Here is a 22,121-nt window from a genome sequence, read left to right on the forward strand (position 1 = left end):
CTTCCACCCCTGGCCTGCCCACGGGTGGATGGCCACCGCCTCGCCTGCCCTTCCACGCCTGCCCGGCACACAGCCGCATGCCTGCCGGCCAGCCGTACGCGCCCCGGCTCACGGCTCGCTGGTCGCCCTCGGCGCAATCGTGGCGCCAATCTCGGCTAGGCTCAGTGCAGCCCAATCACGGAGACCGCCTTCATGCATCGTTCACTCTGCCTGGCCAGCCTGTTGTTCCTCACCGCGACCGCCGAGGCCGCGCCCATCCTGCCGGGCTTGTGGGAATTCACCAGCAGTGACATTCAGGTCGACGGTCAGCAGATGCCGGGCATGCAGGAAATGCTCGAGCAACTGAAGGGCATGCCGCCCGAGCAGAAGAAGATGATGGAAGGCATGCTTGCCGAACATGGCATGCAGCTGGGCGGCCAGGGCATGCGCATCTGCCTCAGCGAAGCGCAGGTGCAGGCCGAGGAACTGCCCTTCAGCGACGACCCGGCCTGCCGTCAGGAGATCACCGAGCGCAGCGACAGCGTCTGGAAGTTCCGCTTCGAATGCCCGGACGCCCGCGGCCAGGGTGAGACCCGCTTCATCAGTGAGCGCGAGTTCGTCAGCCAGGTGGAAACAGAGCACAGCGGCGAAGGCATGCCGCAACGCACGCGCATGCAATCGCGCGGCCGCTGGCTGGGTGCCGATTGCGGCGGGTTGAAGCCGGCTCGCTGAGGTTTCACGTGGAACCTGCTGGCCGATCAGCGCTGAGGTGACTCCCAGCGCGCGCCCGGCTGCTGCTCGCAGGCCGGCCGCAGAAAGCGCGCATCACTGGCCACGCCGTAATAATGAACGTCCTGCCGATAGGCCAGGTTGGCGGCCTGAGCGTTACGACAGATTCCAAAGGCGCCGTTCGGACAACTCGCAACGAAGCGCACCGCCACCTGCTGATCGACGAGCTGCGGCTGGCAATAACCGGAACGAAACAATTCGCGGGGAATGCTGCGGTTCTCCTGGCACAGCTCCACTTCCACGCCCTTGGCGCGGCTGCTGATGATGCAGGCATCGGCGATAACCGAACCGCTCGGCAACGTCACGGACAACAGCAACAGCAGTGGCAGGCTACGCATCATCGACTCCAGGGCGGACGGCGCGACTCTAGGGCCTGCCGCGCCCGCTGTCGAGCCAGGCACGGGCGATGCGCCCCGCATTGCACGGATCACTTCCCCGACGGGGCTCTGCCGGGCACCATAGCCGCATGTTCGAACAGATCCCGACGCACGTCATCTGCGGCCCGCTGGGCGCTGGCAAGACCAGCCTCCTGCGCGATCTGCTGGCCCAGCGGCCGGCGGCGGAGCGCTGGGCCGTGCTGATCAATGAATTCGGCCAGATCGGCCTCGATGCCGCCCTGCTCGAAGACAGCGTTGGCGATGGTGTGACCCTGCACGAAGTCGCCGGCGGCTGCCTGTGCTGCGTCAACGGCGTGCCCTTCCAGGTTGGCCTGACGCGCCTGCTGCGCCGCGCCCGGCCGCAGCGTCTGTTCATCGAACCTTCCGGGCTTGGGCATCCGGGCGCACTGCTGCGCCAGTTGCGTGAACCGCCCTGGCAAAGCCTGCTGAGCGTGCAAGCACCGGTGGTGGTGCTTGATGCAGCAGCGCTGGCGGCCGGTCAGCCGCTGGCCGACACGCAGCAGGCGGCGCTGGACGAGGCTGGGCTGGTCTTGCTGAACAGGAGCGAAACGCTGGAAGCACAGGCGCGCGAAGCGCTTTCGCGAACGCTGGGGCCGCGCCCGCTGTACTGGACCGAGCACGGGCGGCTGCCGCTCCGATACCTGCCCGGCAGCACCGCACAGGCGGTCAGCGCGCAGGCATCCTCGAAACTGCCGCAGGTGGGCCCGGTGCCGGGCCATCTGTGGCTCGACCCGGGCGAACCGATCTGCCACAGCGGGCACGCCGCAGAAGGCTGGAGCATCGGCTGGCGCTGGCACCCTTCACAGCGCTTCGATCTCGAGCGCCTGCGGCAATGGCTGGCCCGCTGGGGCTGGCAGCGCGCCAAGCTGATCGTGCATGCCGAAGCGGGCTGGCTGTCGGCCAATGCGCTGCAGGGCACCGCGGTCGAATTCCGCCCCAGTGAGTGGCGCAGGGATTCGCGGCTGGAGCTGATCTTTGCCGAGCCCGTCGACGAAGCAGCGCTACGCCGCGAACTGGCCGCCTGTCGCCAGGCAGCGGAAGGGCCTGCAGCCGGCTAGTGCCGCCGACGCCATTCGTCGAGCTGGATGACGCGCCCCTGCTCGGCCGCTGTCGGCTCACGCACCGGGTGGGCCTGCAGCTCGATACGCCCGAGCTTGCCGCCATACATGGTGACCCAGCCCTGATGACGCTGCTCGCCGGTCACGGTGAATTCGAACCCGTACAGGCGCGCCAGCCGGCGCTGGCCGCGGGCATCGCGCACCAGGGCGAAGCGGCGAAAGGCCACGTTGCCGTCGAGCAGCTCGACGTCCTCGCGCTCGCAATGCCGGCGCACCGCCGTCAAAGCCCGCTCGCGGATGCCGTGCGCGTGCCAGAACCAGGCGGCGAACGCCGCCAGCAGCAGGAACAGGCTCAGGTTGCCGAGGCTCAGCATGCCGGTTCAGCTCTGCAGCCAGACATCGCGCGCCCAGTGCCAGACGCTTTCCCAGCTCTGCTCGGTGAGCTCGGCAGACTCACCGCTGAACAGCGTCACCTCGCCTTCGAGGTCGACTACGTAGTAATCCAGGCCATCCTGGCAGATCGGCAGCAGATCGCGCGGTACGCCGGCGTCCCAGGCGTTGGCCGCCACTTCGGGCAGAAAGGTGTGCGACTGCGGATCGGTTGCGGTGACCGGTTCGAGCCGGCCATAGACCACATCGCTGACCTGCAGCAGGAACTCGCGCAGGCCGAACGGCAGGTTGATCAGCAGCTGCTCTTCGATCTCCACCAGCAGGTCGTCGTCGGGCAGCTCCAGCGGCACCGGCACCGGCTCGTTGAGTTCTCGTAGCTGTTCAATGACGTCTTCCACGGTTGTCTCGCTCGGCTCAGGGAATGAACAGGCAAAAGCGTCGTCCAACGACGGGGCTTGGCGCCAGATGCGCCATCGGACCGGGCTGCTTTCGTCAGGCGCTCGTTTATACGCCGCCTTTGATTGGCCAGCCAGTCCGGGCACGTTACAGTGGTCGCCTTTTATCGCCATTTCGCGACAGTGCATGTGCCGTCCCATGCTGTTGCCCCACCCGAGGCCGCCATCGCCCGGTACCCGCTCGGGTGCATGCCCGGCCGAAAGGAGACACCATGGTCACCCGTCACGTCCAGAGCCTCGAACAGGCCATCGCTCACTGCGCCGACGAGCCGATCCACATCCCCGGAAGCATCCAGTCGCACGGCTTCCTGCTGGTGCTCGGCGAGCCGCAGCTGGAGGTCATCCAGGCCAGCGAGAACGTCCAGCAGTGGCTGGGCAAGCCTGCCGAGGCGCTGCTCGGCCAGCGCCTGGAGACCCTGTTCCCGGGCCTGGAGCTGGCGCCGCGACTGCAGGCGCTCAGCGACGACGACAACAATCCCTTCCATCTGCGCGACCTGTGCTTCGACCTGCCTGACGGCGAGCAGGAGCGCTTTGCCCTGATGGCCCATCGCTTCGCCGGCCAACTGATCATCGAGTTCGTCCGCGCCAGCCGCGCGGACGACGCCTATGACAACCTCTACCCGATGATGCGCACCTTCGTCACCGAGCTGGAGAATGCGCGCGATCTCGACGCGCTGTGCGGGCTGGCGGTACGCGAGGTCAAGCGCATCACCGGCTTCGGGCGGGTGAAGATCTACCGCTTCGATGCCGAGGGCAACGGCCTGGTGCTGGCCGAGGAGGCCGACCCGGGCTATGCGAGCTATCTGGGGCTGCGCTTCCCGGCGGCGGACATCCCGGCCCAGGCGCGCCGGCTGTACTGCACCAACCTGATCCGCGTGATCCAGGACGCCAACTACCGCCCCGCACGGATGGTACCGCCGCTCAATCCTGAAACCGGCGCACCGCTGGATCTGAGCTTCGCCGCGCTGCGCAGCGTATCTCCGGTGCATCTGCAGTACATGCGCAACATGGGCACCCTGGCCTCGATGTCGCTCTCGATCCTGGTCGACGGCCAGCTTTGGGGCCTGATCTCCTGCCACGATGCCAGCCCACGCCAGGTCAGCTACCAGACGCGTACCGCCTGCGAACTGCTCGGGCGCATCCTGGCGCTGCAGATCGAAGCCAAGGAAACGGCAGTGCTGGCGCAACGCAAGCTCGAGCTGCGCCGGCAGGTCGTGCAATTGCTGGCCGCGATGGCCGATCGCGACAGCGTGGTCGAGGGTTTCCGCAGCCTGCCGGACGTGGTCCTGGAGTTCGCCCGCGCCAGCGGTGCGGCGGTGATCGCCGGTGACGACTACCAGACCTTTGGCAATACCCCAACGGAGGAGCAGTTGCAGGCGCTGGCGCGCTGGCTGTCGACCGATTCGCAGCAGCTGATCTATCACAGCGACAACCTCCGCCGCGACCTGCCCGAGCTGCCGGAAATCGCCGAGCACTCGGCCGGCCTGCTGGCAATCGCGATTTCCCGGCTGCATGCGCACTACCTGGTGTGGTTCCGTGCCGAGCAGGTGCAGACGGTGAACTGGGCCGGGCAGCCGGAAAAACAGGTCGATCCGAGTACCGGCGCGCTGTCGCCGCGCCACAGCTTCGCCCGCTGGCAGGAGACCCTGCGCGGCTTTGCGGAGCCCTGGGAAGCGGTCGAGCTGGAGGGTGCGCTGGAGCTGCGCAACGCGGTGCTCGGCATCGTGCTGCGCAAGGCCGAGGAGCTGGCCCAGCTGGCCGGCGAATTGCGCAAGAGCAACAAGGAACTCGAGGCCTTCTCCTACAGCGTGTCACATGACCTGCGCGCGCCTTTGCGGCACATCGCCGGCTACGCCGAGCTGCTCGGCGAAATGGAGGGCAGCAAGCTGAGCGAACGCGGCGTGCGCTTCCTCGACAACATCGCCGAGTCGGCGCGCTTCGCCGGCACCCTGGTCGACAACCTGCTGAGCTTTTCGCAGATGGGTCGCTCGGCGCTGCGCCTGTCCGACGTCAATCTCGCGGCGCTGGTGGAGTCCATCCGTCTGGAGATGGAGCCGGACTGCCAGGGTCGCGCGATAGACTGGCGCCTGTCCCCGATGCCGGTGGTCGTCGCCGACGCCGCGTTCATCCACATGGCCCTGAGCAACCTGATCGGCAACGCCATCAAATACACCCGTACGCGCGAGCAGGCGGTGATCGAGATCGGCGCCGAGGAGCACCCCGGCGAAGTGATCGTATATGTCCGCGACAACGGCGTGGGGTTCAACATGCAGTACGCCAACAAGTTGTTTGGCGTCTTCCAGCGCCTGCACCGGATGGAAGAATTCGAAGGCACCGGCATCGGCCTGGCGAGCGTTCGCCGGATCGTCGAGCGCCATGACGGCCGCGTCTGGGCCGAAGGCGAACCGAACCGCGGTGCCTGCTTCTATTTCGCGCTACCCAAGCTCAACTATTCCCCTACAGCCTGACGAAAACGCCATGCTCAAACCCATTCTGCTGGTCGAAGACAACCCACACGATCTGGAGCTGACCCTGATCGCGCTGGAACGCAGCCAGCTGGCCAACGACGTCGTCATCATGCGTGACGGTGCCGAGGCGCTGGACTACCTGCAGCGCAGCGGCGCCCACGCCGATCGCCCGGAGGGCAATCCGGCGGTGATGCTGCTCGACCTGAAGCTCCCGAAAGTCGATGGCCTCGAAGTGCTGCAGACCGTGCGCAGCTCGGAGACGCTGCGCAGCATTCCGGTGGTGATGCTGACCTCCTCGCGCGAGGAACCGGACCTGGCCCGAGCCTACGAGCTGGGGGTGAACGCTTACGTGGTCAAGCCGGTCGAATTCAAGGATTTCGTCGCCGCCATCTCCGACCTCGGGATCTTCTGGGCCGTGCTCAACGAGCCGCCACCGGGCTCACTGCGTTACAAGCGCGCCAACCAGAACCCTCGTTAACCCTTTTCCGCCGCGTGCATGTTCTGCGACAGGATGGCGAATGCCTGCAAACAAGAACCTGAAAATCCTGTTCATCGAGGACAGCCCCTACGACGCGGAGCTGGCGCAGATCACGCTCGAACGTAGCGGCTTCGTGCTCGACACCGAGCTGGCCTACGACCACGACGGTGTCGTACGGGCCTTGCAGCAACGCGAATTCGATCTGGTGCTGGCCGACTTCATCCTGCCGGGTTTCTCCGGCGCGCAGGCGCTGGAACTGGCCCGCGAACTGGCGCCACAGACGCCTTTCATCTTTCTCTCCGGGGTCTACGGCGAAGAGCATGCGGTGAACATGATGCGCTCCGGCGCCGTCGACTACGTGCTCAAGCAGAACCTGGCGTTCCTGCCCAAGGCAGTGGAACGTGCCGTCGCCGAAGTCAACGAGCGGCGTCGCCGGCTGCAGGCCGAGCAGGCGTTGCGCGAAGTCGAGGTACGCGCACGGCTGGCGGTCGACGCGGCGCGCCTGGGCATGTGGGATTACGAGCCACAGAGCGACACGCTGATCTGGGACCAGCGCTGTCGCGCCATGTTCGGCCTGACGGTCGATGAGCCGGTGAGCATGGCCACGTTCGAACGGCTCTGTCATCCCGACGACATCGGCCGAATGCGTCGGCGCATCGAAGCGGCGATCGCCCGGCAGAACGACCGCGACTACGCGGAGGTGTACCGCGTCTGCCTGCCGGACGACCGCGTGCGCTGGCTGGAAACCCGCGGCCAGGCCTTCTTCGAGAACGGCCGTTGTGTGCGCTTCGTTGGCGTGGTGATGGATATCACCGAGCAGAAGCTCGCCACCGAGGCCCTCAAGCAGCTCAACGAAAAGCTCGGTGAGCGCGTTCAGGAGCGCACTCGCGAGCGGGATCGTACCTGGGATCTGTCGCGTGATTTGCTCGCCGTCACCCGCTTCGACACCACACCGATCGCGCTCAACCCTGCCTGGGAGAGCACGCTGGGCTGGCCGCGGGAAAAGTTGCTGCAGGGCCCGCTGAGCGACCTGGTGCATCCCGATGACGTCCAGGCGACGCTCGAGGAAACCGCCAGCATCGCCAGCGGCCAGGTCAGCAATCGCTTCGTCAATCGCCTGCGCCACGCCGACGGCAGCTATCACTGGCTGTCGTGGAACGCCGTGCCGGACGCCGGGCACATGTACGCGGCGGCACGTGACATCACCAGCGAGATCGCCACCATCGACAAGCTTGCCGAATCCAACCGGCAACTGCTCGAACAGATCGGCGAGCGCGAGCGCATGGAAGAGACGCTGCAGCAGATGCAGCGCCTGGAGGCGGTCGGCCAGTTGACCGCCGGCGTGGCGCACGACTTCAACAACCTGCTCACGGTGATCCTGACTAGCACCAGTTTCCTCAAGCACGACCTGGAGAGCGGTGCGCCGTCGACCAAGGCGCTGGCGCGCCTGCAGTACATTCGCGACGCCGGCGAGCGTGGCGCTACGCTGACCAGCCAGCTGCTGGCCTTTTCCCGGCGGCAGCAGCTGGCGCCCAAGGCGATCTGGCTGAACGACACCATTACCGGCATGCTCAACCTGCTGCAGAGTTCGCTCGGCGGCAGCGTCAGCATCAGTGTCGACGCCGCAGCCGACCTCTGGCCGGCGATGGTCGACCCGACCCAGATCGAAATGATCATCCTCAACCTGGCGATCAATGCGCGCGATGCGATGGGCAGCGGTGGGCAGCTCGTTCTGCGAACCGGCAATATCAGCCTGACCCGGCCGGCCGAGCGCCCGGAAGATCCGCTGCCGGGCGATTACGTGGTGCTGGCCGTCAGCGACAACGGTACTGGCATGACCGACGAGGTGCTGCGCAAGGCCTTCGAGCCCTTCTTCACCACCAAGGAAGTCGGCAAGGGCTCGGGGCTGGGGCTGGCGCAGGTGTTCGGCTTCGCCAAGCAGTCCGGCGGCGGCGCCAGCATCGAAAGCGAGCCCGGAGTCGGCACCACGGTGAAGGTCTTTCTGCCACGGGCCTGCAGCACGCTGGCCGTGGCGGAGAACGCAGACCATCCCGCACGGCCGCCGGCGCCGTCCGTGCGCCACGCCATTCTGCTGGTCGACGACGACCAGACGGTGCGCGAGGTGACGGCACAGATGCTCGATACGCTCGGCTATTCGGTGATCGAAGCCGACAGCGGCGCAAAGGCGCTGGAGCTCCTGGAAAATGGCGTGAGCGTCGACCTGCTGCTGGCCGACTTCGCCATGCCGGCGATGAACGGCGGCGAGCTGGCGCGCCGCGTTCGCAGCCACTATGCGCGGCTGCCGGTCGTGTTCATCACCGGTTATGCCGAACTCGGCGAGCTCGGCCTCGACGGCGCGGTGGTGGTGCAGAAGCCCTTCCGCGAGGAACAGCTGGCGGACAAACTGATGCAGGCCCTGCGCGAGCGGAGCCCGGTCTGATGGATTGCCGGCAGCACCTGCGCCAGGCCACCGCGACGATGCACCAGCAGGTCGACCGGGCCTTCTCAGCCTTCCAGCTGACCGAGGCGGCAGGTTACCGGGGCTTCCTGTGCGCGCATGCGCGCGTACTGCTGCCGCTGGAACAGGTGCTCGACGAGGCCGAGGCCGCCCAGCTATTGGCGGACTGGCCACAACGCCGGCGCAGCGCGGCCCTGCGTGCCGACCTGGCCGATCTCGCGGTCATGCCGCCGCCGGCTCTGGTGATCGATCGCCCCGCGGATGAGGGTGCACTGTGGGGCCTGCTCTATGTGCTCGAAGGCTCTCGCCTGGGTGGCCGCGTGCTGGCCGAACGGGTTCGTCGGGCCGATCCCGACCAGCCGCTTCGCTACCTCAGCCATGGCAATACGGCGCCGCTGTGGCCCCGTTTTCTGGAACGCCTGCAGAGCCGCGCCGCGGCCTGCGACATGGCGAGCATGCAGGCCGCCGCAGTCGCCCTGTTCGCCCGCTTCGCCGAGGCCGCCCGCCAGGAACAGGCGAGCGCGGCGACGGCAGCGGCCCTCTGCTGAAGCGAGCGCCTTACTCCACGGTTACCGACTTGGCCAGGTTGCGTGGCTGGTCGACATCAGTGCCACGCTGCACGGCGACGTGATACGACAGCAGCTGCAGCGGCACGGTGTAGAGGATCGGCGCCAAGGCGTCGTGAATATGCGGCATCTTCACCAGGAAGATGCCCTCGCCATTGTCGAAGCCGGCCTCGCCATCGGCGAAGACGATCAGCTCACCGCCGCGGGCGCGCACTTCTTGCAGGTTGGACTTGAGCTTTTCCAGCAGCTCGTTGCTCGGCGCCACGGTGACCACCGGCATGTCCGCGTCGACCAGGGCGAGCGGGCCGTGCTTGAGCTCGCCGGCCGGATAGGCTTCGGCATGGATGTAGGAGATCTCCTTGAGCTTGAGCGCGCCTTCCATCGCCACCGGATACTGGGTGCCGCGACCGAGGAACAGCGTGTGGTGCTTCTCGACGAAATGCTCGGCGATCTTCTCCACCGTCGTGTCCATCGCCAGCGCCTCGCCCAGCCGCGTGGGCAGGCGCCGCAGCTCTTCGACCAGCGTGGCCTCGACACCCGCCGGCAGGCTGTTGTGCACCTGGCCGAGGGCAAGGGTCAGCAGCAGCAACCCGACCAGCTGGGTAGTGAAGGCCTTGGTCGAGGCCACGCCGATCTCCGGACCGGCCTGGGTCAGCAGCGTCAGGTCGGATTCGCGCACCAGAGAGCTGATGCCGACATTGCAGATCGCCAGGCTCGCCAGGTAGCCGGCAACCTTGGCGTTGCGCAGGGCGGCCAGGGTGTCTGCGGTTTCGCCGGACTGCGAGATGGTGACGAACAGGGTGTCCGGCTGCACGACGACCTTGCGGTAGCGGAACTCGCTGGCCACCTCGACCTGGCAGGGAATACCGGCGAACTCCTCCAGCCAGTAACGCGCCACCATGCCGGCGTGGTAGCTGGTGCCGCAGGCGACGATCTGCACGTTGCGCACCTTGGCGAACAGCTCGGCGGCCTGCGGGCCGAACGCCTGCACCAGTACCTGCCGATCGCCCAGGCGGCCTTCGAGGGTGCGCTGCACGACTTTCGGCTGCTCATGGATCTCCTTGAGCATGAAGTGACGGTACTCGCCCTTGTCGGCCGCCTCGGCGCCCTCGTGGTACTGCACCACCTCGCGCTGCACCGGCTCGCCGTCGATATCCCAGATCTGCACGCTGTCGCGGTGGATCTCGGCGATGTCGCCCTCTTCCAGGTACATGAAGCGATCGGTGACCTGGCGCAGCGCCAGCTGGTCGGAGGCCAGGAAGTTCTCGCCCAGGCCGAGACCGATCACCAGCGGGCTGCCACTGCGGGCAGCGAGCAGGCGGTCCGGCTGGCGCGCATTGATCACCGCCAGACCGTAGGCGCCATGCAGTTCCTTGACGGCGTCCTTCAACGCCGTGGCCAGGTCGGCGCAGGTCTTCAGCTTGTGATTGAGCAGATGGACGATGACCTCGGTGTCGGTATCGGACACGAATACGTAGCCCAGCGCCTTGAGCTCGCCGCGCAGCGCTTCATGGTTTTCGATGATGCCGTTGTGCACCACGGCCAGGTCACTGCCGGACACATGCGGGTGGGCATTGCGCTCGCACGGCGCGCCGTGGGTGGCCCAGCGGGTATGCGCGATACCCAGCCGGCCGACCAGCGGAGCCTGCTGCTGCGCCTGCTCGAGTTCGGCAACCTTGCCCGAGCGCCGCAGGCGCTGCAGCTCGCCATGGCTGTCCAGCACGGCCAGGCCGGCGCTGTCGTAACCGCGGTACTCCAGACGCTTGAGGCCTTCGAGAAGGATGGCGGTGATGTTGCGTTCGGCGATGGCGCCCACGATGCCACACATGATCAATTCTCCTGCTGGTGCTCTGGGGCCGCGCAGATCAGTCTGACGCCGCGGGCCTGAATGCTGGTGCGCGCCTCTTCGCTGAGGCGCTCGTCGGTAATGAGCGTGTGGATGCTGCTCCACGGCAGCTCCAGATTGGGAATACGCCGGCCGACCTTGTCCGCCTCGGCGAGGACGATGACTTCGCGTGCGACCTCGGCCATGACCCTCGATAGGCCGAGCAACTCGTTGAAGGTCGTGGTGCCGCGCGCCAGGTCGATGCCATCGGCACCGATGAACAGCTGGTCGAAATCGTAGGACCTGAGGACCTGCTCGGCGACCTGCCCCTGGAAGGACTCCGAGTGCGGGTCCCAGGTACCGCCGGTCATCAGCAGGACCGGTTCGTGCTCCAGCTCGCGCAGCGCCGTGGCAACATTCAGCGAGTTGGTCATCACCACCAGGCCGTGCTTGTGGCCGAGCTGCGGAATCATCGCCGCCGTGGTGGTACCGGAATCGATGATGATCCGCGCATGCTCGCGGATGCAGCCGACCGCCGCACGGGCGATGGCCTGCTTCCAGGGCGAAACCGGCTGGCTGGTATCGGCAATGAATTCCTGCGGCAGCGGGACGGCGCCGCCATAGCGGCGCAGCAACAGGCCATTCTTTTCCAGCGCGGCGAGATCCTTACGGATGGTGACCTCGGAGGTCTCGAAGCGCCGGGCGAGCTGGTCGACGCCGACTTCGCCCTGTTCGTCGAGCAGGGCGAGAATGGCATGGCGGCGCTGCGGTGTGTTGCGCTTCGACATCGCTAAGTTTCGATTCGAAATTTAATGGCGCGAATCAAAACATAAGGCGCTTTCTGACGCAACCGTCAGGCCGCCGGCGCTGGTCGGCTCAGGGCTTGGCTTTCACCGGCCGCTGCCAGCCCTCGATATTGCGCTGGCGGCCGCGGCCAAGGGCGAGGTTATGCGCCGGCACGTCCTCGGTGATGGTCGAGCCGGCGCCGGTGGTCGCCCCCTCACCCAGAATCAGGGGCGCTACCAGAGAACTGTTGGAGCCGATGAAGACGTCCTCGCCCATGACCGTGCGGTGCTTGTTGGCGCCGTCGTAATTGCAGGTGATGGTGCCAGCCCCGATGTTGGTGCGGGCGCCGATGTCGGCATCGCCCAGGTAGCTCAGGTGACCGGCCTTGGCGCCCTCGCCCAGCGTCGCATTCTTCAGCTCGACGAAATTGCCGACGTGCGCCTTGGCCCCCAGCCGGGTGCCGGGGCGCAAGCGGGCGAAAGGCCCGCAATCGGCGCCTTCGCCCAGCTCGGCGCCTTCCAGGTGCGAGTTGGCCTTGACCTGGGCCCCGCGGCGCAAGGTGCTGTCCTTGATCACGCAATTGGGGCCGATCTGCACACCGTCCTCGATGACCACCCGGCCTTCGAGCAACACGTTGACGTCAATGCTGACATCGCGGCCAACGCTGACTTCGCCGCGTACGTCAAAGCGCGCCGGGTCGCGCAGCGTGACCCCCTGCGCCATCAGCTGTCGCGCCGCGCGCCACTGGTAGTGCCGCTCGAGTTCGGCGAGCTGAATGCGGTCGTTGGCGCCCTGCACTTCCATTGCATCGGATGCCTGCTCGGTCGCCACGCTCAGACCTTCGGCAACGGCCATGGCGATCACGTCGGTGAGGTAGTACTCGCCCTGCGCGTTGCCGTTGGACAAACGTCCCAACCAGTCACCCAGGCGCTGGCCTGGCACGGCGAGAATGCCGGTGTTGCCCTCGCGGATCGCGCGCTGCTCGGCGCTGGCATCCTTGTGCTCGACGATCGCCTGCACCTTGCCCGCCGCGTCGCGCACGATGCGCCCGTAGCCGGTAGGGTCGGCCAGTTCGACGGTCAGCAGTGCCAGCTGATCGGTGCAGACCTTGGCCAGCAGTCGCTCCAAGGTTTGCGCCTGGATCAGCGGTACGTCGCCATAGAGGATCAGCACGCGCTCGGCACCAAGCTGCGGCAGCGCCTGGGCCACAGCGTGGCCGGTACCCAGCTGTTCGGCCTGAAGGACGAAATTGAGGTCATCGGCGCCAAGTTGCTCGCGCACCTGCTCGGCACCGTGCCCGATCACCACCTGGATGCTGCGCGGCTGCAGCGCCCGGGCGGTATCGATGACATGCGCCAGCATGCTCTTGCCGGCCACGGGATGCAGGACCTTGGGCAGGGCGGAACGCATGCGGGTGCCCTGGCCGGCGGCCAGAATGACGATATCGAGCGACATGAAGGATTCCTGAATCGACGAAGCCAGGCGGGCTTCATGGGTGACAGAAAAAGAAAAAGGGTAGCCAAGGCTACCCTTTTACTCGAACGCGATGAAGTCGCTGACCGATCAGTGACGGCCGTACTTCTTGCGCAGTGCCTCGATGGTCCGCAGCTGGGCCGCGGCCTCGGCCAGACGTGCGGCCGCAGAGCCGTAGTCGAACTCGGCACCTTTCTCGTGCAGCGCTTTCTCGGCAGCCTTGACGGCAGCCTGGGCGGCCGCTTCGTCGAGGTCCTTGGCGCGCGTCGCGGTGTCGGCGAGCACCTTCACCATGTTCGGCTGCACTTCGATGAAGCCGCCGGAGATGTAGAAGATCTCTTCCTCGCCACCCTGCTTGATCACTCGCACCGGACCGGGCTTGAGATCGGTCAGCAGCGGCGCGTGGCCCGGCAGGATACCGATGTCACCGAGGTTCCCGTGGGCGATGACCATTTCCACCAGCCCCGAGAACAGCTCTTCTTCCGCACTGACGATGTCGCAATGGACTGTCATAGCCATATTCATGCCTCGGTAGTCAGCCTGGCCGGCATACGCCAGTCAGGCTGGGACAGCGCCCGCGAACGGGCGCGCCAGTTACAGTTTCTTGGCCTTCTCGATGGCTTCGTCAATGGAACCGACCATGTAGAACGCCTGCTCGGGCAGGTGATCGTAGTCGCCATTGAGGATGCCGGCGAAACCACGGATGGTTTCCTTCAGCGGCACGTACTTGCCCGGCGAACCGGTGAAGACTTCGGCCACGAAGAACGGCTGGGACAGGAAACGCTGGATCTTACGTGCGCGGGATACCAGCTGCTTGTCCTGCTCGGACAGTTCGTCCATACCGAGGATGGCGATGATGTCCTTCAGCTCCTTGTAGCGCTGCAGCACGTACTGAACGCCGCGAGCGGTGTCGTAGTGCTCCTGGCCGATGACCAGCGGATCCAGCTGCCGGGAAGTCGAGTCGAGCGGGTCGACCGCCGGGTAGATACCCAGGGAGGCGATGTCACGCGACAGTACGACGGTGGCGTCGAGGTGGGCGAAGGTGGTCGCCGGGCTCGGGTCGGTCAGGTCGTCCGCGGGAACGTAGACAGCCTGCACGGAGGTAATCGAACCGGTCTTGGTCGACGTGATGCGCTCCTGCAGAACGCCCATCTCTTCGGCCAGCGTCGGCTGGTAACCCACCGCGGACGGCATACGGCCCAGCAGTGCCGACACTTCGGTACCGGCCAGGGTGTAACGGTAGATGTTGTCGACGAACAGCAGAACGTCACGGCCTTCGTCACGGAACTTCTCGGCCATGGTCAGGCCGGTCAGCGCCACGCGCAGACGGTTTCCTGGCGGCTCGTTCATCTGGCCGTAGACCAGGGCAACCTTGTCGAGAACGTTGGAGTCCTTCATCTCGTGGTAGAAGTCGTTACCCTCACGAGTACGCTCACCCACACCAGCGAACACGGAATAACCGCTGTGCTCCATGGCGATGTTACGGATCAGTTCCATCATGTTCACGGTCTTGCCGACACCGGCACCACCGAACAGACCGACCTTACCGCCCTTGGCGAACGGGCAGACCAGGTCGATTACCTTGATACCGGTTTCCAGCAGGTCGTTACCGCCGGCTTGTTCGGCATAGGAAGGGGCAGCGCGGTGGATGGTCCAGCGCTCTTCTTCACCGATGGGACCGGCTTCGTCGATCGGGTTGCCCAGCACGTCCATGATACGGCCCAGGGTCGCCTTGCCGACCGGGACGGAGATGGCTTCGCCGGTGTTGGTGACGTCCAGGCCACGCTTGAGGCCTTCGGTCGAACCCATGGCGATGGAACGGACGATGCCGTCGCCCAGCTGCTGCTGGACTTCCAGGGTGGTTTCCGCGCCTTGTACTTTCAGCGCGTCATAGACGTTCGGCACCTGATCGCGCGGAAACTCCACGTCGATAACGGCGCCGATGATTTGAACGATACGTCCGCTACTCATGTTTGGTTCCTCTGAATATTTGAACCGTTCTTAAACCGCGGCAGCGCCGCCGACGATTTCCGAGATTTCCTGAGTGATCGCAGCCTGACGGGCCTTGTTGTAGACCAGCTGCAAATCGCTGATCAGATCACCGGCGTTGTCGGTTGCGTTCTTCATGGCGATCATCCGCGCGGCCTGCTCGGCTGCGCCGTTCTCAACTACCGCCTGGTAGACCTGGGACTCGATGAAGCGAACCAGCAGGGCATCCAGCAGCTGCTGGGCATCCGGCTCGTAGAGGTAGTCCCACTGACCCTTCTTCACTGCCTGTGCGTCTTCGACTTCAGCCAGTGGCAGAAGCTGATCGATCGTCGGCTTCTGGGTCATGGTGTTGATGAACTTGTTGGAGACCAGGTACAAGCGGTCCAGCCGGCCCTCGTTGAAGGCGTCCAGCATGACCTTGACGCTGCCGACCAGGTCGTTGACCGACGGCTCTTCGCCCAGGTTGCCGATCGCCGCGACGACGTTGCCACCGAAGCTACGGAAAAAGCTCGCACCCTTGTTGCCGATGACGCACAGGTCGGCCTCGACCTTCTGGTCGTGCCATTCCTTCATGCTGCGAATCAGTGCCTTGAACAGGTTGATGTTCAGGCCACCGCACAGACCGCGATCGGACGACACGACGATGTAACCGACACGCTTGACCGGACGCTCCACCATGAACGGATGACGGTACTCGGGGTTGGCGTTGGCCAGATGGCCAATCACCTGCCGGATCCGCTCCGCGTAGGGACGGCTGGCAGCCATGCGCATCTGTGCCTTGCGCATCTTGCTGACCGCCACCTTTTCCATGGCGCTGGTGATCTTCTGCGTGCTTTTGATGCTCGCAATCTTGCTGCGAATCTCTTTTGCGCCTGCCATTTGACACCTTTCGGGTTAGCAGGCGGGAGCCCTGAGGCTCCCGCTGCGGCTTACCAGCTCTGCGTGGCCTTGAACTTCTCGACGCCGGCCTTCAGGCCTGCATCGATTTCGTCGTTGAAGTCGCCCTTCACGTTGATCTTCGCCATCAGGTCGGCGAACTCGCGGTTGAAGTAGGCGATCAGGGCCTGCTCGAAGGCGCCAACCTTGGCTACCGGCACGTCGGTCAGGAAACCACGCTCGGCGGCGTACAGCGACACGGACATGTCGGCAATGGACATCGGCGCGTATTGCTTCTGCTTCATCAGCTCGGTGACGCGTTGACCATGCTCGAGCTGCTTGCGGGTCGCCTCGTCCAGGTCCGATGCGAACTGCGCGAACGCAGCCAGTTCACGGTACTGGGCCAGTGCGGTACGAATCCCGCCGGACAGCTTCTTGATGATCTTGGTCTGCGCCGCACCACCGACACGGGATACCGAGATACCGGCGTTGACCGCCGGACGGATACCCGAGTTGAACATGGCGGACTCGAGGAAGATCTGGCCGTCGGTGATCGAGATCACGTTGGTCGGAACGAACGCGGACACGTCGCCGGCCTGGGTCTCGATGATCGGCAGCGCGGTCAGCGAACCGGTCTTGCCCGTCACGGCGCCATTGGTGAACTTCTCGACATACTCTTCGGATACGCGCGAAGCACGCTCCAGCAGACGGCTATGGAGATAGAACACGTCGCCCGGGTAGGCTTCACGTCCCGGCGGACGGCGCAGCAGCAGGGAGATCTGGCGGTAGGCCACGGCCTGCTTGGACAGATCGTCATAGACGATCAGCGCGTCTTCACCGCGGTCGCGGAAGTACTCGCCCATGGTGCAACCGGCATAGGGTGCCAGGTACTGCAGCGCGGCGGACTCGGAAGCCGAGGCGGCAACGATGATGGTATTGGCCAGGGCGCCATGCTCTTCCAGCTTGCGTACGACGTTGGCGATGGTCGACTGCTTCTGACCGATGGCCACGTAGACGCAGCGGATGCCGCTGTTCTTCTGGTTGATGATCGCGTCGATCGCCAGAGCGGTCTTACCGATCTGACGGTCACCGATGATCAGCTCGCGCTGACCACGGCCGACCGGGATCATGGCGTCGACCGACTTGTAACCGGTCTGTACCGGCTGGTCGACCGACTTACGCCAGATCACGCCCGGCGCGACCTTCTCGACCGCATCGGTGAGCTTGGCGTTGATCGGACCTTTGCCGTCGATCGGGTTGCCCAGTGCGTCGACGACACGACCCAGCAGCTCCGGACCGACCGGAACCTCGAGGATACGGCCGGTGCACTTGGCGCTCATGCCTTCGGTCAGGCCCAGGTAGTTACCCAGAACCACGGCACCGACGGAGTCCTGCTCCAGGTTCAGCGCCATGCCGTAGATGCCACCAGGGAACTCGATCATTTCGCCGTACATGACGTCGGCCAGACCGTAGATACGTACGATGCCGTCAGACACGCTGACGACGGTGCCCTCGTTACGGGCTTGAGCGGCGACATTCGAGCTATCGATGCGCTGCTTGATGATTTCACTAATCTCGGAAGGATTCAGTTGCTGCATGCCATGACCCTCAAATCAGGATTTCAACGATTCGGCCAACTGGCTCAGTTTGCCGCGAACCGAACCGTCGACAACCACGTCGCCAGCGCGGATGACCACGCCGCCGATCAATGCAGGATTCACGGCCTGCTGGAGGTTGACGGTGCGATCTAGCCGCTTGGACAGGGCGGCAGCCAAGGTTTGGAGTTGCTCGTTGCTGAGCTCGTAGGCAGTTTCGACTTCTGCATCGAGCGTTTTCTCGGCTTGCGCCTTGATGTCCTCGTACAGCTCCCACACGGTCGGCAGAACGGCCAGGCGATCGTTCTCGCCCAGGGTCCTGACGAAATTGCGGAACGCTTCGTCCGCGTCGTTGCCCAGCACACGTACCAGCGCCTCGACCTTGCTATCGCTAGTCAGGCGCGGATCGTTGAGCAATGCATCGACTTCGGGGACTTCTACAGCGACGGCGGCCAGATTCAGCATTTTCGACCAGGCCTGAGTCTGGTCGACCGAGCTGGCAAACTCGAAAGCGGCTTTCGCGTAAGGCCGAGCAAGCGTCTGGGTATTGATCATCGCTTGCCTCGCTTAGAGTTGGGAGGCCAGTTTTTCGACCAGTTCGTTGTGTACCTTGGCGTCCACCTGGGACTCCAGGATCTTCTCCGCACCGGCTACGGCAAGCGCCGCGACCTGACTGCGCAGTTGGTCCCTGGCACGGTTCACTTCCTGTTCGATCTCGGCGCGGGCGCCGGCTACCAGCCGCTCACCCTCGGCACGGGCTTGCTGCTTGGCTTCCTCGATGATCGCATTGGCGTGCTTGTTCGCCTGCTCGAGGATCAGGGCAGCCTGCTCCTTGGTCTCACGGAGGGTGTTGGACACCTTTTCCTGAGCCAGTTTCAGGTCTTGCTGCGCACGGCCTGCCGCATCCAGCCCCTCGGCGATCTTCTTCTGGCGTGCGTTCATGGCGGCCGTGATAGGCGGCCAGACGAACTTCATGCAGAACCAGACGAAGATAGCGAAGGCGAGCGTTTGACCGAACAGCGTCAAGTTAATGTTCACAGCGATTTACCTCGTGCTATCTCGTTCAACGCGGGAGTCATTCCACGGCGACGGGGCTCGCCCGGCGAACCCCATCTCAAACCGGAAAAATGATTAACCGGCGACAACGAAGATGAGGTACATCGCGATACCAACGCCGATCATCGGTACGGCGTCGAGCAGGCCGGCCATCAGGAAGGTCTTGGTTTGCAGCTGCGGAGCCAGCTCAGGCTGACGAGCAGTGGATTCCAGCAGCTTGCCACCCAGCAGGGCGAAGCCGATGCCGGTGCCCAGAGCACCCAGACCGATCATGAGGGAAGCGGCGATGTAGACGAGTTCCATGTAAAGCTCCTGAAGCTAAGGGGGGTTTAAGGTTTGTTGGGTAAAGCGGACTAGCGTTGGCCGGACGTTCCTTACGGGGTCAACTCGGCATGACTGTGGTCTTCATGCGCAGAGCTGAGGTACACCACGGTCAGGACCATGAAGATGAACGCCTGCAGCGGGATCACCAGGATATGGAAGATCGCCCACGGTACGTTCAGGGTCCACTGCACGTAGAACGGCAGCAGCGCGATGAGGATGAATACCACCTCACCAGCGTACATGTTGCCGAACAGTCGCAGAGCCAGGCTCAGCGGCTTGGTCAGCAGACCGAGGATCTCGAGGAACAGGTTGAACGGCACCAGCGACCAGTGGTTGAACGGGGTGAACGCCAGTTCCTTGGTGAAGCCGCCAAAGCCCTTGACCTTGAAGCTGTAGAACAGAATCAGAATGAACACGCCGAGCGACAGGCCGAAGGTGCCGTTCGGGTCGGCGGTCGGAACGATCTTGAAGGCCGGCAGGCCAGCCAGATGGGCGATGCCCGGGATGTAGTCGACCGGAATCCACTTCAGGCTGTTCATCAGGAACACCCAGACGAAGATGGTCAGCGCCAGCGGTGCGATCACCGGGTTGCGACCGTGGAAAGTGTCCTTGACCACGCCCTCGACGAACTCGACGCACATCTCGACGAGATTCTGCAGCTTGCCGGGCACACCGGAGGTGGCGGACTTGGCCGCGGAGCGGAACACGAGGATGAAGATCAGGCCCATCAGGACCGACCAGCCCAGAGTGTCCAGGTGCACCGCCATGAAGCCCATTTCACGAGCCTCGGCGCCGGTCTGGGCGATCGTCCAGGTAGCCTGGTCGAGCACGGAGCCATCAGCGCGTTCGTAACCGGCAGGCAGTTTGCCGTAGGTCAGGTTCTGCAGGTGATGCTGGATATATTCAGCCGGGGTACTCGCCATATGCGCGCCTCAATACTCAATGCTTCGGATTGTTTTTCAGCAGCAGGAGTGCGCTCGCGGAGGTGCCCAGCACCAGCACGTAGCCGGCAAACAAGGCAACCGGCTCCAGCGGTCGTACTCCCACGAACACCAGCGCAAAGAGCGCTGCTGCCAGAATCTGTTTTCCCATCTCTCCAGCCCAGAAGGACTGGACGATCGCCCGGGTCGAACGCGCGCCAAAGTAACGAAAGGCCTTGTACGCAAAATACGCATTCGCCGACAGGGCGATCAGGCCGCCGAGCAGCGCCGAGTATCCGGCGACGACTCCAAACACAACACCGCAAGCCAGCGTGCCGACCAAGGCCGCAACGGCCTGGACGAGCAGTCCTCGAAATGCTGGCTGACGGTGGAAGGGTGTCCTGTTACGTATGTTCACCGGCATTCCACCGCGGTATCGAGATGCGCCTGGCTGCTGGCTGCAGTCCCAAAAAAGCGCGGCGAGTATAGGAGCAGGGCCCCACCGGTTCAACTATCCGGTAGTTATTTCCGACCGGCACTACAAAAATTTTGTATCAACGAATGTGAGCCAGCACGCCCTGCAGCTCATCGAGCGAGCTATAGCGAATCACCAGCTCCCCCTTGCCCTTGGCCCCGTGGCGAATCTGCACCGGAGAGCCCAGCCGCTCGGCCAGCCGCTGTTCCAGACGGCTGATGTCGGGATCCGGCTTCGGTGCCTCCTTTGGTGCTTCCTTGCCGTTGAGCCACTGGCGGACCAGCGCTTCGGTCTGACGTACCGTCAGGCCGCGTGCGACAACGTGCCGCGCCCCTTCCACCTGCTGCTCGGCTGGCAGGCCGAGCAGCGCCCGGGCGTGGCCCATTTCCAGATCGCCATGCGCGAGCAGAGTCTTGATCTCTTCGGGCAGGCCGATCAGGCGCAACAGGTTGCTTACCGAAACCCGCGATTTACCCACGGCGTCGGCGACCTGTTGCTGGGTCAGCTGGAATTCCTGCTGCAAGCGCTGCAGGGCAATGGCCTCTTCGATCGGATTGAGGTCCTCGCGCTGGATGTTTTCAATCAGCGCCATGGCGATCGCCGCTTCGTCAGGAACGTCACGCACCATCGCCGGGATCTTTTCCAGGCCTGCCTGCTGGCTGGCGCGCCAACGACGTTCGCCCGCGATGATCTCGAAGCGGCCGCCGTCGATCGCGCGCACGACGATCGGTTGCATCACGCCCTGGGCACGGATCGAGCTGGCCAGCTCCTCCAGCGCGGCCGGATCCATGTCGCGTCGCGGCTGGTACTTGCCGCGCTGGATCAATTCCAGCGGCAGATGCTGCAGTTCTCGGCTATCGGCCTTGACCGCCTGTTCCTGTAGCGTCGTGACGCTGGCACCGCCAAGCAAGGCGTCCAGTCCGCGTCCCAGGCCTCTTTTCTTGGTCGCCATGAAAATTCCTTATGCGAGGGCGCTGCGTGCTGCCTTGCGCTGGCGACGGGACAACTCGCCGGCGAGCGCCAGATAGGCCTGTGCGCCCTTCGATTGCTTGTCGTACACCAGAGCCGGCATGCCATGGCTGGGCGCTTCGGCCAGGCGCACATTGCGCGGGATGACGGTGTCGTAGAGTTTGTCGCCGAAATGCGTGCGCAGCTGCTCGGAAACATCGTTGGTCAGGCTGCTGCGCGGGTCGTACATGGTACGCAGCAGGCCTTCGATCGTCAGGCTCGGATTGAGTGCCCGACCGATGCGCTGAATCGAGTCGACCAGATCGGTCAGCCCTTCGAGCGCGTAGTACTCGCATTGCATCGGAATGATCACCCCGTCGGCGGCGGCCAGCGCGTTGACCGTCAGCATCGACAGCGAAGGCGGGCAGTCGATGAGGATGTAATCGTAGTTTTCGCGCACCGGCGCCAGCGCCTCGCGCAGGCGATGCTCCTTGGTCGGCAGCTTGAGCAGATCGACCTCGGCCGCGGTGAGATCGCGGTTGGCCGGCAACAGCTGGTAGCCGCCATGCTCGGAGAACTGCATCGCATCGACCAGGCTGCAGTCGCCGATGAGCACGTCGTAGATCGAGTGCTCCAGGTTGAGCTTGTCCACACCACTGCCAGTGGTGGCGTTGCCCTGCGGGTCGAGGTCGATCAGCAGGACACGACGACGCGTGGCTACCAGCGAGGCCGCCAGGTTGATGCAGGTGGTGGTCTTGGCGACACCACCCTTCTGGTTGGCGATGGCGAATACACGGGCCATGTCAGCGTCTGTC

General features: G+C 64.7%; 23 protein-coding genes. 6 read left to right on the forward strand and 17 right to left on the reverse strand.

The genetic code is table 11. The features are described 5' to 3' along the window. Positions 1-192: 192 nt before the first annotated feature. Positions 193-711 carry a DUF3617 domain-containing protein gene (locus AC0KXH_RS19455; protein ID WP_488223906.1) on the forward strand — a complete coding sequence of 173 codons (519 nt, stop codon included), beginning with the start codon at positions 193-195 and terminating at the stop codon, positions 709-711. A gap of 26 nt (positions 712-737) precedes the next feature. On the opposite strand, the gene AC0KXH_RS19460 is transcribed toward AC0KXH_RS19455, so the two are convergent. Then, positions 738-1,106 carry an NADH:ubiquinone oxidoreductase gene (locus AC0KXH_RS19460; RefSeq protein ID WP_165562423.1) on the reverse strand — a complete coding sequence of 123 codons (369 nt, stop codon included), beginning with the start codon at positions 1,104-1,106 and terminating at the stop codon, positions 738-740. A 128-nt stretch (positions 1,107-1,234) separates the two neighbouring features. On the opposite strand from AC0KXH_RS19460, the gene AC0KXH_RS19465 reads away from it, so the two are divergent. Next, positions 1,235-2,224: a CobW family GTP-binding protein gene (locus AC0KXH_RS19465; protein WP_488223907.1), complete on the forward strand. Its 990-nt coding sequence runs from the start codon at positions 1,235-1,237 to the stop codon at positions 2,222-2,224. Here AC0KXH_RS19465 and AC0KXH_RS19470 read toward each other — a convergent pair. Both AC0KXH_RS19470 and AC0KXH_RS19475 read right to left on the reverse strand, forming a co-directional pair. Then, complete coding sequence (locus AC0KXH_RS19470; protein ID WP_043222776.1) at positions 2,221-2,598, reverse strand: DUF3301 domain-containing protein; 378 nt, start codon at positions 2,596-2,598, stop codon at positions 2,221-2,223. The genes AC0KXH_RS19465 and AC0KXH_RS19470 overlap by 4 nt on opposite strands. Before the next feature lie 6 nt (positions 2,599-2,604). Beyond that, on the reverse strand, positions 2,605-3,012 hold the full coding sequence (locus AC0KXH_RS19475) for an SMI1/KNR4 family protein (protein WP_041110294.1): 408 nt from the start codon (positions 3,010-3,012) through the stop codon (positions 2,605-2,607). Positions 3,013-3,281: 269 nt separating this feature from the next. Between AC0KXH_RS19475 and AC0KXH_RS19480 the strand changes: the two genes are divergently transcribed. Genes AC0KXH_RS19480 through AC0KXH_RS19495 form a run of 4 tightly spaced genes read left to right on the forward strand, consistent with a single transcriptional unit; the run spans position 3,282 to position 9,021 of the window. Then, on the forward strand, positions 3,282-5,537 hold the full coding sequence (locus tag AC0KXH_RS19480) for an ATP-binding protein (protein WP_312572390.1): 2,256 nt from the start codon (positions 3,282-3,284) through the stop codon (positions 5,535-5,537). Between the two features lie 10 nt (positions 5,538-5,547). After that, positions 5,548-6,015, forward strand: a complete 468-nt coding sequence (locus tag AC0KXH_RS19485; RefSeq protein ID WP_200290320.1) for a response regulator — start codon at positions 5,548-5,550, stop codon at positions 6,013-6,015. Between the two features lie 40 nt (positions 6,016-6,055). Beyond that, positions 6,056-8,455, forward strand: coding sequence for a response regulator (locus AC0KXH_RS19490; RefSeq protein ID WP_488223908.1), 2,400 nt, complete (start codon positions 6,056-6,058; stop codon positions 8,453-8,455). After that, positions 8,455-9,021, forward strand: a complete 567-nt coding sequence (locus tag AC0KXH_RS19495; RefSeq protein WP_313282154.1) for a biliverdin-producing heme oxygenase — start codon at positions 8,455-8,457, stop codon at positions 9,019-9,021. The genes AC0KXH_RS19490 and AC0KXH_RS19495 overlap by 1 nt, the downstream gene beginning before the upstream one ends. Before the next feature lie 10 nt (positions 9,022-9,031). Here AC0KXH_RS19495 and glmS read toward each other — a convergent pair whose 3' ends face one another. The 14 genes from glmS to AC0KXH_RS19565 form a co-directional block, all read right to left on the reverse strand. Next, a complete protein-coding gene (gene glmS / locus AC0KXH_RS19500; RefSeq protein ID WP_488223909.1) occupies positions 9,032-10,867 on the reverse strand; it encodes a glutamine--fructose-6-phosphate transaminase (isomerizing) in 1,836 nt (611 codons plus the stop codon). 2 nt (positions 10,868-10,869) lie between these two features. Continuing rightward, positions 10,870-11,652: a DeoR/GlpR family DNA-binding transcription regulator gene (locus AC0KXH_RS19505; protein WP_043222804.1), complete on the reverse strand. Its 783-nt coding sequence runs from the start codon at positions 11,650-11,652 to the stop codon at positions 10,870-10,872. Positions 11,653-11,740: 88 nt separating this feature from the next. Further along, positions 11,741-13,105, reverse strand: coding sequence for a bifunctional UDP-N-acetylglucosamine diphosphorylase/glucosamine-1-phosphate N-acetyltransferase GlmU (gene glmU, locus AC0KXH_RS19510; protein WP_312199378.1), 1,365 nt, complete (start codon positions 13,103-13,105; stop codon positions 11,741-11,743). Between the two features lie 108 nt (positions 13,106-13,213). After that, entirely contained in the window at positions 13,214-13,642 is a 429-nt protein-coding gene (locus AC0KXH_RS19515) for a F0F1 ATP synthase subunit epsilon (RefSeq protein ID WP_041110341.1), read from the reverse strand. Positions 13,643-13,717: 75 nt separating this feature from the next. Then, positions 13,718-15,094, reverse strand: a complete 1,377-nt coding sequence (gene atpD / locus AC0KXH_RS19520; protein WP_041110342.1) for a F0F1 ATP synthase subunit beta — start codon at positions 15,092-15,094, stop codon at positions 13,718-13,720. A gap of 30 nt (positions 15,095-15,124) precedes the next feature. Continuing rightward, entirely contained in the window at positions 15,125-15,991 is an 867-nt protein-coding gene (atpG, locus tag AC0KXH_RS19525) for a F0F1 ATP synthase subunit gamma (RefSeq protein WP_041110343.1), read from the reverse strand. 50 nt (positions 15,992-16,041) lie between these two features. Then, positions 16,042-17,586, reverse strand: a complete 1,545-nt coding sequence (atpA, locus tag AC0KXH_RS19530) for a F0F1 ATP synthase subunit alpha (protein ID WP_041110344.1) — start codon at positions 17,584-17,586, stop codon at positions 16,042-16,044. 15 nt (positions 17,587-17,601) lie between these two features. Continuing rightward, a complete protein-coding gene (locus AC0KXH_RS19535; RefSeq protein WP_043222810.1) occupies positions 17,602-18,138 on the reverse strand; it encodes a F0F1 ATP synthase subunit delta in 537 nt (178 codons plus the stop codon). A gap of 12 nt (positions 18,139-18,150) precedes the next feature. Further along, positions 18,151-18,621: a F0F1 ATP synthase subunit B gene (locus tag AC0KXH_RS19540; RefSeq protein ID WP_439931900.1), complete on the reverse strand. Its 471-nt coding sequence runs from the start codon at positions 18,619-18,621 to the stop codon at positions 18,151-18,153. Positions 18,622-18,714: 93 nt separating this feature from the next. Then, complete coding sequence (atpE, locus tag AC0KXH_RS19545; protein WP_041110347.1) at positions 18,715-18,942, reverse strand: F0F1 ATP synthase subunit C; 228 nt, start codon at positions 18,940-18,942, stop codon at positions 18,715-18,717. Positions 18,943-19,013: 71 nt separating this feature from the next. Further along, positions 19,014-19,886: a F0F1 ATP synthase subunit A gene (gene atpB / locus AC0KXH_RS19550; protein ID WP_041110348.1), complete on the reverse strand. Its 873-nt coding sequence runs from the start codon at positions 19,884-19,886 to the stop codon at positions 19,014-19,016. 16 nt (positions 19,887-19,902) lie between these two features. Beyond that, complete coding sequence (locus AC0KXH_RS19555; protein ID WP_369806177.1) at positions 19,903-20,301, reverse strand: F0F1 ATP synthase subunit I; 399 nt, start codon at positions 20,299-20,301, stop codon at positions 19,903-19,905. A gap of 136 nt (positions 20,302-20,437) precedes the next feature. Continuing rightward, positions 20,438-21,310 (reverse strand): ParB/RepB/Spo0J family partition protein, encoded by an 873-nt coding sequence (locus tag AC0KXH_RS19560; RefSeq protein WP_488223910.1) that lies wholly within the window; start codon positions 21,308-21,310, stop codon positions 20,438-20,440. A 9-nt stretch (positions 21,311-21,319) separates the two neighbouring features. Continuing rightward, a complete protein-coding gene (locus tag AC0KXH_RS19565) occupies positions 21,320-22,108 on the reverse strand; it encodes a ParA family protein (protein WP_041110350.1) in 789 nt (262 codons plus the stop codon). Positions 22,109-22,121: the final 13 nt, after the last annotated feature.

It is taken from the genome of Stutzerimonas sp. CXK-1 (genome assembly GCF_057738225.1).